Source organism: Aeromonas sp. S5(2024) (assembly GCF_041403025.1).
Lineage (GTDB): Bacteria > Pseudomonadota > Gammaproteobacteria > Enterobacterales > Aeromonadaceae > Aeromonas > Aeromonas hydrophila.
Window position 1 is genome coordinate 268,227 of record NZ_JBGLRI010000001.1, and the last position, 10,341, is coordinate 278,567.

The following is a 10,341-nucleotide window of genomic DNA, read 5'->3' on the forward strand; positions in this document are numbered from 1 at the left end:
GGCATTTTTCGGGTCAGAGCCAGCCGAGGTGGGTGAGCCAGCCCTGGATCCGGGTCGGCGTTTCGTCCAGTTCCTGCAGGGCGTAAGGGCGGTAGTTGAGCTTGTGGCTGCGGCGGCTCTCGCTTCTGCGCGCCTCGGCGGCCAGCAGCGGCCAGCGTCCGCCATCCTCCTGATAGAGGTCGAGGGTCGGCATGGTGGCCTGGGCGATCTCCTTGGCGAAGATCTGGTTGCTCTGCTGGTCGGGGAAGAAGCCGTCGAGCAGCACCAGCGCATCGGGTGCGGGCAGCTGTTCACTGGCGATGAGATTGGTGGCCCAGGCGGCGCCGGTACCCTGCGCCAGTATCAGCTTGAAGCCCCCCTCCTGCAGCTTGGCATCTCCCAGCTTGCTGATGCGGGTGGCAAACTGCTTGCGAAAGTCGTCGATGGCCTGCTGCTTTTTCTCGGCGGCGGGGTCCAGTTCGGTCTGTTGGGGCGAGGGGAGCAGCAGCAGAGTATCGAAGCCGAGCCGGCCGAGGGCCCGGGTCAGCTGCCACAGCTGGCCGCTGCGCTGCCAGTCGGGCAAGAGGATGGCCAGCCCCACATAGCTGTCGCTGTCGTGCTTGGCGAACAGCACTGTCTGCTTGTCGATCTGGGTGCTGTTGGGCAGCCCCTGCCAGTCGTTGTTCTGCCAGTAGTCGAGCGGCGTCAGCGGTGTGCCCTCGCTGGCCTGCAAGGGGTTGCTTGCCAGCAGGGTCAGTAACAGCAGTGATAAGAACAATCTGGCCATAGTGCGCTCCCCCGGTTACTCGGGTTAGCGGCACCAGGCCGGTTTTCTGAAGGGGGAAGTGGCAGCGCTAGGGTGACGGCCGGTCGGGGCTGGCGAGCCCGGCCAGCTGGCGGTCGTGCAGGGGCGAGAGCAGCAGCAGAGCAGTGACGGCGCCAATCAGGGCGAAGAACATGTCGGACTGGGTATCCCAGGGGTCGCCCTGGGTGCCGAGAAACTCATCCGCCCCCTGACCGAGCGCGATGGCGGCCCCCCATTCGATGAACTCGTAGGTGGCGCTGATGGCGAGCACCACGCAGACCACCAGAAACGCCAGCATGCGCCGGCCCTGCACATAGCCTCCGCGCAGCAGGATCTCCCGGCACACCAGGGCGGGCACAAAGCCCTGAAAGAAGTGGCCAATCTTGTCATAGGGGTTGCGACTGAGCTCGAGCCACTGCTGCAGCTCGAATCCCAGCGGGACGCGGGCATAGGTATAGGCGCCGCCCAGCATCAGCACCATGGCGTGCAGGGTGATGCACAGATAGAGCAGGCTGGTGAGCGGAAAATGGCGGTGCGTCAGGGCAAGCAGCGGCATGGCGATGAGCACGGGGGCGACCTCCATCAGCCAGGTCGCCCGGTCATAGGGTTGCCAGCCGGAGAGGAGCAGCAGTACCAGGGTCAACAGCAGCAACAGACCTTTATGCAGAGATGTCATGGGGCGCTCCGGAGGATGGCACAAACCAGCTTGCCCATTTAGCCATGTTTGCGCTTTGAATACAGCCGGGTGGCATCGTGCACCCATAAAAAAAGCGAGCCAAAGGCTCGCTTTTTCACCATGGATTCAAGGGGTCAACTTAGTTGACGCGACGCTTGAACTCACCGGTGCGGGTATCGATTTCGATCTTGTCGCCGATCTCTACGAAGGCGGCAACGGCCAGCTCGTAGGTAGTGCCCTTCAGACGGGCCGGCTTGGTCACTTTACCGGAGGTGTCGCCACGGGCGGCCGGCTCGGTGTACTCGACTTCGCGAACGATGGTGGTCGGCAGTTCTACGGAGATGGCTTTCTCGTTGTAGAAAGTCACTTCGCAGATGTCTTCCATGCCGTCAACCATGTAGTTCAGGGCATCACCCAGGTTGTCTTTCTCGACGTCGTACTGGTTGTACTCGGTGTCCATGAAGACATACAGGGGGTCGGAGAAGTAGGAGTAGGTGCACTCTTTACGTTCCAGCTGAACAACTTCCAGCTTGTCGTCGGCCTTGAATACGGTCTCGGTGGCGCTGCCGTTCAGCAGGCCTTTCAGCTTCATCTTGACCACGGCGGAGTTACGGCCGGATTTGTTGAATTCGGCTTTCTGGACCACCATCGGCTCGGTACCGATCATGACGACGTTACCAGCGCGGATTTCCTGTGCGGTTTTCATGTAAAAATTCCTGTTCGTATACGGGCAGATAAAAACTGCCAGATTATATACGGCTTTCTAAAAATTTCACCAGCCGAGTGACGAGATCCCCATCCCTGAGCTGCTTCTGTGACCAAGGTCGCCCATGTTGCAGCCATATCGCGGCGTGTTCCGGCCATTGCGCCCACCAATCGCGACAGTTTTCCCCCTGATTGAGGGCGTGGCTGAAACCGCGCAGCCACTGGCCGGTGGCGGTGGGCAGTTCTGCCAGATAGTGGTCGAGAAAGCCGTCCAGCTTGATCATGTGGGCCTGCTCTTCCTGCGGATAGATGTGCCACAGGAAAGGGCGAGCGGCCCACTGGGCCCGCACGAAGGAGTCCTCCCCGCGTACCAGATTGAGATCGCAGCTCCACAGCAGCCGATCGTAACCGGCCTGATCGGTCATCGGCAGCAGCTTGATGGTTAGGTTGCCCGCCTGCAGCAGTTCCCCTGCCTTGGCCATCGGAATGGCCGCTGCCAGCCCGGCGCCAGTGAGCACGTCGTTGAGGGAGCGCCCGAGCGGCAGCAGCAGGGTGACGGGCGTGGCGCTCTGGCACCAGCTCTCGACCAGGCTGGTCAGGGCGGGGCTCTCGTAGGTGAAGAGGCTGACCCGCAGCTCGTGCTCTTGCTTGGGCGGCAGGCCGAGGCTGGCCCAGTAGGCGGCAAGCCCGGCTTCATCCTGTTGCCAGCGCTCGCGCTCGACGATGAGGCCGCGCTCGCACAAGAGGCCGCCGGTTTTGGCCGTGAAGCCCGGGAAGAAGAAGTATTTGTTGAGGCTCTGGTTGCCGACCCGCTGGGGCGAGGCAAGGGCGTGGCAATCCTCGACCCAGGATTCGGCCGAGAGGTATTCGAGGTTGATCCAGCAGGGGGGCCTGGGTTGGCTCGCTATCTGCTCGGCCATTCGTTCAATGAAGGGGGCGGGTAGCTGGCAGGCAAAGGCCTCGATCACCACCCGGGCCGGGATGGCATCCGCCGGCAGGGTGTCGTGCCAGTGCTGGATATGGATGCCATCGACCCACTGGCTATCCTGCGCGGGGTCGAGCCCCGGACAGATGCGGGCAAAGCTGGCCAGATCGTCCACCCAGAGCCGCACCTGCACCTCATTACCGTGGGTCGGGAGCGCGCCTTCCTGTTTCAGCTGGCGGGCCAGCCGCCAGGTGACGCCGATGTCGCCGAAGTTGTCCACTACGCAGCAGAAGATATCCCAGTCAAACGGGGGGAGGGGGCTGGTCATGTCAGGGCATCCAGATACAAAAAAACCGGTGCGCAGGGTAGCACACCGGTTGGCTGGCTTCTAACCGTCAACGCGTGACGGTGGCTGCGGCAGGTTACTCCTTGCCGTAGACATTGTTCTCTTGCTCGCGTACCCGGATAAAGGTGGTGCGTTTGGTGAGTTCTTTCAGCTGGCTGGCACCGACGTAGGTGCAGGTGGAGCGCACCCCACCCAGGATGTCACGCACCGTGTTTTCGACCGGGCCGCGATAGGGCAGCAGCACGGTTTTTCCCTCGGAGGCGCGGTATTCGGCGACGCCGCCAGCGTGCTTGTCCATGGCACTTGAGGAGCTCATGCCGTAGAACTTCATGAAGGGTTCGCCATCCACGTCGACGATTTCGCCGCCGCACTCCTCGTGGGCCGCCAGCATGCCGCCCAGCATCACGAAGTCGGCGCCACCGCCAAACGCCTTGGCCACATCCCCCGGGCAGGTGCAACCGCCGTCACCGACGATCTGACCGCCCAGACCATGGGCCGCATCGGCACACTCGATGATGGCGGAGAGCTGCGGGTAGCCGACCCCAGTCTTGACCCGGGTGGTGCAGACCGAGCCCGGGCCTATGCCCACTTTGACGATGTCGGCGCCGGAGAGGATCAGCTCTTCGACCATCTCGCCGGTGACCACGTTGCCCGCCAGAATGACGTGGTTCGGGCAGGCCTCGCGGATCTTGCGCAGAAACTCGACGAAGTGCTGGGAGTAGCCGTTGGCCACGTCGACGCAGATGAAGCGCAGGGCGCTGGACATGGCCAGGATCTGGCGGGTCTTGGTGAAGTCATCCTCGGAGGTGCCGGTGGAGACCATCACATGACCCAGCAGCGCCGGGTCGGTCTCGTTGACGAAGGTTTGCCACTGCGCAAGGCTGTAGTGCTTGTGTACTGCGGTCATCATCTCGAAGCTGGCCAGGGTACGTGCCATGGCGAAGCTGCCGACGGTATCCATGTTGGCGGCGATGACGGGCACCCCTTGCCATTGGGTCTGGGTGTGCTTGAAGGTGAACTGACGGGTCAGGCTGACTTGGGAACGGCTCTTGAGAGTAGAGCGCTTGGGGCGGAACAGGACATCCTTGAAACCGAGCTTCAAGTCTTCTTCGATACGCATTACGAATTCCTTATTGAGCCTTGTTTGATAGGTCACTTTGCAGTGGCAACTTTTCGGCAGGCGCAAAAAAACCGGTGGTTTTCAGGCCCTCCGGTTTACAACAGTGTAGGCAAAAATCCCGTCGGAACAAGACTGATAATTCACTCAGCGTTGTGGTAGCCTTTGGCGTCACAACCTGAGCGCAGCCTTGGGTTTCATCCAGCCCCGCTCATGTCTCCCCGTTCGTCCATTTGAAAGATCCTGATTGAATCCTGTTTGGCAAGCTGCTGCGTGATCCTGACGTTACGCGCCATGGCCGCGCTGGTGGCGGCGAGGCGGCCACGTTCGCCAGTTGACAGCCGCCTTTTCCATCCCCACTCTGGGCTGCTTGGGCCAGCGTCGGCCCTGCCCTGACAAGGAGTGAAGATGTTCGGATTGCGAATGATGCCGCTGCTGTTGCTGGTCGGTCTCGCCCTGCCGGGAGCGGCTCGGGCCGCTGCCGATCCCGCCGTCTATGGCTGGATTGAGAAGGGACTCATCATGCCGAGCGGGGTGGCGGTGAAGATGAAGCTGGATACCGGGGCGCTTACCTCCTCGCTTGATGCGCGGGATCTGCGCCACTTCAAGCGTGACGGCAAGTCCTGGGTGCGCTTTACCCTGCAGGTGACCGATGCCAATACCGACCGGCAGGTGAGCCAGACCCTGGAGCGGCCAGTGGAGCACATGGTGACGGTGCGTGGCGCCGGCGGCATGGAGCAGCGCCCCACGGTCACCATGTCGATTTGCCTGGGCGACAAGGTGTATGAGGAGTGGTTCACCCTGCGCGATCGCAGCAAGATGATCTATCCGGTGCTGTTGGGGCGCCGCCTGCTGGCGGATCTCGGCGCAGTGGATTCGAGTCGCACCTTCACGGTGCAGCCGAGCTGTCGTTAGTGTAATTTCGGCGCAGATCTAAAAAACGGCGTTTCACAGCTAAATCACACTGTCTCTGCCAGAGGTAGCATTTGCACCATACCCTCGATGCGGGCGAGTCCATTCGCCCGCAAGGGATGGAGCATGGAGTGGAGCATAGTGAAAGCCTACCAACAAACTGTATCTGAATGGCTATCGCTCGCAGGTGAGCAGCAAGGTGTTGCCTTGAGCCTGGGAAGTGATGGTCACTGCCGTGTGCCGTTCGGCCAGGATGGCGAGTGTCTGGTCGAAGTGCCAGACAACGACGAACTGCAGGTATGTTACCTCTATATCCCGTTACTGCGTCTACCTGATGATACTGCCAGCCAGTTGCAGCTGACCCGCTCCGCCCTCGAACTGAACATGTTCGGTCTGGCCACCGGGGGCAGCCAGATCAGCCTGGACAGTCGCAGCAACCACCTGGTGCTGACCTTTTCTTCTCTCATCGAAATGCTCGACAGCACTCTCTTTATGCAGACCCTGGGCGAGTTTCTCGATCTCGGCGTTACGTTGCAGGCGCAGTTGCAAAACGTGCTCGCGCAGCAGAAGAGCCCTTCACAACCATCCCCGTTGTCCGGCGTCATCATTCCATGTTGACGGGTGTCCATCTGTCTTAATCAGGAACAGAATATGTCTATCCAAAGCATTGGCCAGCCTATGCATGCTACTGCGGTTACCTCTCATGCTCATGGCGAGGTACAGGGCTCGTCTGGTCAAAACAAGGTTCATCACAATCTGGCATCCCATTACACCAGCCTCGGATTGGGGTCCCGTGTACAGCCTGGTAAGGTATTGAATACCTCGCTCAAATGGCTGACCCTCAGTGCCCCGGCTCGCAAGATTGGCATCGCCATTCAGGGCGGCCATGATTCCCATGCCCAGAGTGTCAAAGGCAAGGCGCGTTACTGGACCGGTGCCCTCATCAAGGGCCTGGCCAATATCACCGGGGGCGTCAGCAGTGTCGCCAGCGGCGCGGTGGCCGCTGGCGCTGCCGGGGTGAAAAACCTGGGTGAGTCGGCCGCCCGTCTGGTTGCCTTCTCTTCATTGGGATTGGCCGGTGCCGTGATGAAAGGAGCCTCCCATCTGCCCCTGGGAATGTCGGAGCGACTGCAGCAAGGGTCACAGCAGGCGTTGAGTGCAGCCAAAGAGGTGCTCAAGCCTGCCTTCGTGGCCAAGGCGGAACAGGAACCGCTCACTGCCGAAGGGGCTCGTGCCGTCATGGATGCCGCCCAGCTGGCAAGAGTCAGTTGTTCCAGCAGTTATCGTGAGATACCGGCAGGCTACCATCACGCTACGCTGGCGGACATTCCACCCTCTATTCTGGCACGGCGTGAAGATGGGACCGGTGGTAGCGGGAGTGTGCTGGCCCTGCATGTCGTTGCGAAAAAGGGTGAGAACGATCCCTTCATCTTGGCTGGGGATGCCTGGTCTGCGCTCAAGGTCGCTGTCTACAAGCGTGACGACACCCTGGTGCTCTCGTTTGTTGGTACCCAGCCAACCAAGCGGCCGGGGACGCTAAAGAGCGATGCCGGTGCAGCACTCGGGATCAAGGACAGTGCGTTTCAGGATGCAGACCGTCTGGTCAAGGCGTTTGCCGAGCAGCATGGGGGCAAGGTCGAGGTGCTGGGCCACTCTCTGGGAGGCGGCCTAGCGCAATATGCCGGCATCAAACACGGGTTGAAGGTCACCGCCTTTAACAGCATGGGACTGCATGTCGGGTTGCGGGATCGGCTCGCCCACAAGCTTGATCAAGCCAACGTTACCCATATCAACACCAGTGGCGATCCGCTGAGCCAGAAGGTTGAGCACGGGATTTTCGGGCTGGATGCCTCTGCTCAGGTGGGCAAGCGGTATGTCATAGAACATTCCGGTGGTCACCGAATGGAGGCCGTGACGGCCGGTTTGGACGAGCTGCTTGCGTGATCTACCGACCGCAGCTTGGCTCCTTTTGCGTAACCAACCTGTGTGAACAACGCCTCCGATGGGAGGCGTTGTCGTTTCTGGGTTATGGCTGGGATGGGTTGCGAGCGGGCAGCAGCACGCTCACCTCCAGTCCCCCTTCCGGCCGGTTGTGGATGTCGAGATCGGCGCCATGCAGCTGGGCGATGCGCGAGACGATGGCCATGCCGAGGCCGACCCCGTCCCCCTGCTGGGGATTGACCCGAAAGAAGCGCTCGCACAGGCGCGACAGGGCGGCGGTGGGGATGCCGGGGCCGTTGTCGCGAATATCGACCCTAACTCGGTGCCCCTCCTGGCGCGCCTCGACCGCGATCTCGCCCTGCGCCTGGGTGTAGCGCAGCGCGTTGTCGATGAGGTTGCTGAACATCAGCTCCAGCAGGGTGGCCTGTCCCATTACCGTCAGCTGTTCGGTGCCTTCCAGCGACAGCTGCTGATCCTTTTTCAGGGCGATGGGGGCCAGGGTGGCCAGGGTGCCCTGCAACAGCTGGTTCAGGTTGAGCTCGGTCAGCTCCAGCCCCTGCTGGTTGTCGATGCGGGCCTGGGTCAGCAGCTGGCGCAGCAGCCGATCGCTGCGATCGAGCGCCAGCAGCATCTTCAGCAGGGAGTGCTGACGGCTCTCGGCATCCTCGGCGGCCAGCGCGTTTTCGCTGTGGATGCGCAGTACCGCCAGCGGGGTACGCAGCTCGTGGGCCGCCTCGTTGGTGAACTGCTTCTCCCGCTCTATGGTGTCGGCAAGCGCGTGCATCAACCGGTTGATCTCGTTGGTGAGCGGGGTCAGCTCCTGGGCCCGGATCTTGAGGGTGAGCGGGCTCAGGTTGGCCGGGTGGCGCTCACCGATGGCCTGGGCCAGCTGTCGCAGCGGCGCCAGCCCGCGGGAGATGAGCCACCACAGCAGGCCGAGCAGGAAGGGCAGGGTGATGAGCAGCGGCAGCATGGCCAGGGTGGCCATCTTGCTGGCCAGCTCGCTGCGCTCGTCATCCCGCTCCGCCACGATGAGCCAGGTGTGCTCGTCCTGGTTGTAGAGAGTGAAGGTGCGCCACTCGTGGTTGTCCTTGGTGACGTTGTTGAAGCCGGGGGCCAGGGCGCCGAGGGGCTGGCTGGGGGCGCTGGGGGAGCGCAGCAGTATGTGGCCCTGCTCGCTCAGCAGCTGGAAGTAGAGGTTGCGCTCGAATTCGTGGCCGAAGGGGGTGAGCTCCCTGTCTTCCCCCCGCAGGTTGAAGCTGGTGTCCTTCTGCCACTGATCCGGGTTGTGCTGCTCCCAGTCCTGATAGACGGTGCCGTTGGCGGGCAGCTCGCCATTTTGCTCCAGATAGCGGCTGAGCAGCTGGTTGGTGATGCGGGAGGACTGGGCGAGACGGGCATCGAACAGCTCCTCCATCTCGTGGTTGGCCTCCAGATAACCGATGAGGGCGCTGATGGCCAGGCTGGCGCTGACCAGCGCTAGGATGCCGGAGAGCAGGAAGCGGCGGATGGAGCGAGGACGCGTCATGCCCGGTGGTCCCGACGCTGGGCCTGTTCAAGCTGGGGGACTATGTAGCCAACCCCGCGGATATTGCGGATGAGATCGCTGTAGAACTTCTTGCGCAGGTGATGAATGTGCACCTCCACCGCGTTGCTCTCGGCCCCCTCGTCCCAGCCGTAGAGGCTCTGCTGCAGCTGATCCTTGCTCAGCACCCGGCCGCTCTGGGTGATGAGTTCCTGCAGCAGCTTGTATTCGTGGGGGGTGAGCTTGACCGGCTCGCCCCGATAGGTGACCTGTTGGGACTCGGGATAGAGCTGCAGCTCGCCGTATTCGAGCACCGCCTGGGCTTGGCCCTTGCTGCGCCGCACCAGGGCGCGCAGGCGGGCATTGAGTTCCTGCAGGGCAAACGGCTTGACCATGTAGTCGTCGGAGCCGGCATCCAGCCCCAGCACCCGGTCGTCCAGGGCGTCGCGGGCGGTGAGGATCAGCACCGGCAGTGTCTGGCCTTCCCGCCGCAGCTTGCGCAGCAGGCTGATGCCGTCGATGTCCGGCAGGTTGAGATCCAGAATGAGCGCGGCAAACTCCTCGCTCTTGAGCACCGACAGGGCGGGCAGCCCCTGCTGCAGCCAGTCCACCGTGTAGCCGCTGCTGCGCAGGGCATCCACCATGCCGTCACCCAGCATCACATCATCTTCCACCAACAGGATCCGCATTGTTATTCCCCTCAAAAGACGCTGCCCACCAGTATGCAAGCTGGTGGGCAGAGTTTAAATAGCGCTTTGATCCGACTTGGGTTTACAGCTTGTCGAGGCGATCGCGGATCTCGATGCGTCGACCCTGATCCGCCAGCTCGCGACCCGGCCGGGGCGGGGCGGTCAGCGCCTTCTCCAGATAGCTCTTGGCCTCGGCCTTGCGACCCTGATCCAGCAGGAAGTCGCCGTAGAAGAAGTTGGGGTCGATGCCGGTCGGGTTGATGGCCAGCGCCTGCTTGAGCAACTGCTCGGCCTTCTCGTCATCGCCAAAGCCCACCGGCCAGCCCGGCACCTGATAGTAGAGCGAGCCCAGGCTGGTATAGGCGGAGCCGTCCAGAGCCTTGGGGTCCTGCTTGAGGGCGATCTCCAGCTTGGCCTTGGCCTCCTTGACCAGACCGAGCGCCCCCAGCCCGCCCTTGGCGCCGGCCCAGGTGCTCTTGACGATGGCCGACCAGATCAGCAGGTCGGTGCGAAAGGCCTCCTTGGCGCTGGCCTGATCGGCCTGGCTGCTCAGCTGTTCTAGGCAGCTCTCCTTGGCCTTGCCGGTCTGCTGATACTGACAGACGGCCCACTGCTGCTGGATGACGGGCAGGGTGTCGGCGGCCTGGGCTATCCCCGAGCCCAGCATGAGCAGCAGGAGGGCGCTGTGGGTGAAACGGGGGCGGAAAGTGGCGTGCTTCAT

General features: G+C 62.3%; 11 protein-coding genes. 3 read left to right on the forward strand and 8 right to left on the reverse strand.

Annotated elements, in window-relative coordinates:
* Positions 1-13: 13 nt before the first annotated feature.
* From ACB032_RS01265 to ACB032_RS01285, 5 genes are all read right to left on the reverse strand, one after another.
* Complete coding sequence (locus tag ACB032_RS01265; protein WP_371137169.1) at positions 14-766, reverse strand: DUF3530 family protein; 753 nt, start codon at positions 764-766, stop codon at positions 14-16.
* Between the two features lie 67 nt (positions 767-833).
* Positions 834-1,460, reverse strand: coding sequence for a DUF2238 domain-containing protein (locus ACB032_RS01270; RefSeq protein WP_371137170.1), 627 nt, complete (start codon positions 1,458-1,460; stop codon positions 834-836).
* Positions 1,461-1,599: 139 nt separating this feature from the next.
* The gene (gene efp / locus ACB032_RS01275) at positions 1,600-2,166 is read right to left on the reverse strand and encodes an elongation factor P (protein ID WP_011707002.1); all 567 of its coding nucleotides are present in this window, start codon (positions 2,164-2,166) and stop codon (positions 1,600-1,602) included.
* 43 nt (positions 2,167-2,209) lie between these two features.
* Positions 2,210-3,418: an elongation factor P maturation arginine rhamnosyltransferase EarP gene (gene earP / locus ACB032_RS01280; RefSeq protein ID WP_371137171.1), complete on the reverse strand. Its 1,209-nt coding sequence runs from the start codon at positions 3,416-3,418 to the stop codon at positions 2,210-2,212.
* A gap of 94 nt (positions 3,419-3,512) precedes the next feature.
* Positions 3,513-4,556, reverse strand: a complete 1,044-nt coding sequence (locus ACB032_RS01285) for a GMP reductase (RefSeq protein WP_017409231.1) — start codon at positions 4,554-4,556, stop codon at positions 3,513-3,515.
* Between the two features lie 405 nt (positions 4,557-4,961).
* Here ACB032_RS01285 and ACB032_RS01290 point away from each other — a divergent pair, with 405 nt between their 5' ends.
* The 3 genes from ACB032_RS01290 to ACB032_RS01300 all read left to right on the forward strand — a co-directional run bounded on the left by ACB032_RS01290 (position 4,962) and on the right by ACB032_RS01300 (position 7,409).
* A complete protein-coding gene (locus tag ACB032_RS01290; RefSeq protein ID WP_041217534.1) occupies positions 4,962-5,468 on the forward strand; it encodes an ATP-dependent zinc protease in 507 nt (168 codons plus the stop codon).
* Positions 5,469-5,591: 123 nt separating this feature from the next.
* Complete coding sequence (locus tag ACB032_RS01295; RefSeq protein ID WP_171281424.1) at positions 5,592-6,083, forward strand: CesT family type III secretion system chaperone; 492 nt, start codon at positions 5,592-5,594, stop codon at positions 6,081-6,083.
* 195 nt (positions 6,084-6,278) lie between these two features.
* Positions 6,279-7,409 carry a phospholipase gene (locus ACB032_RS01300; protein WP_371137172.1) on the forward strand — a complete coding sequence of 377 codons (1,131 nt, stop codon included), beginning with the start codon at positions 6,279-6,281 and terminating at the stop codon, positions 7,407-7,409.
* Positions 7,410-7,491: 82 nt separating this feature from the next.
* On the opposite strand, the gene ACB032_RS01305 is transcribed toward ACB032_RS01300, so the two are convergent.
* The 3 genes from ACB032_RS01305 to ACB032_RS01315 all read right to left on the reverse strand — a co-directional run bounded on the left by ACB032_RS01305 (position 7,492) and on the right by ACB032_RS01315 (position 10,341).
* A complete protein-coding gene (locus tag ACB032_RS01305) occupies positions 7,492-8,934 on the reverse strand; it encodes an ATP-binding protein (protein ID WP_371137173.1) in 1,443 nt (480 codons plus the stop codon).
* Positions 8,931-9,620: a response regulator gene (locus ACB032_RS01310; protein WP_011706997.1), complete on the reverse strand. Its 690-nt coding sequence runs from the start codon at positions 9,618-9,620 to the stop codon at positions 8,931-8,933. The genes ACB032_RS01305 and ACB032_RS01310 overlap by 4 nt, the downstream gene beginning before the upstream one ends.
* Positions 9,621-9,702: 82 nt before the next feature.
* Positions 9,703-10,341 carry a tetratricopeptide repeat protein gene (locus ACB032_RS01315; RefSeq protein ID WP_060389964.1) on the reverse strand — a complete coding sequence of 213 codons (639 nt, stop codon included), beginning with the start codon at positions 10,339-10,341 and terminating at the stop codon, positions 9,703-9,705.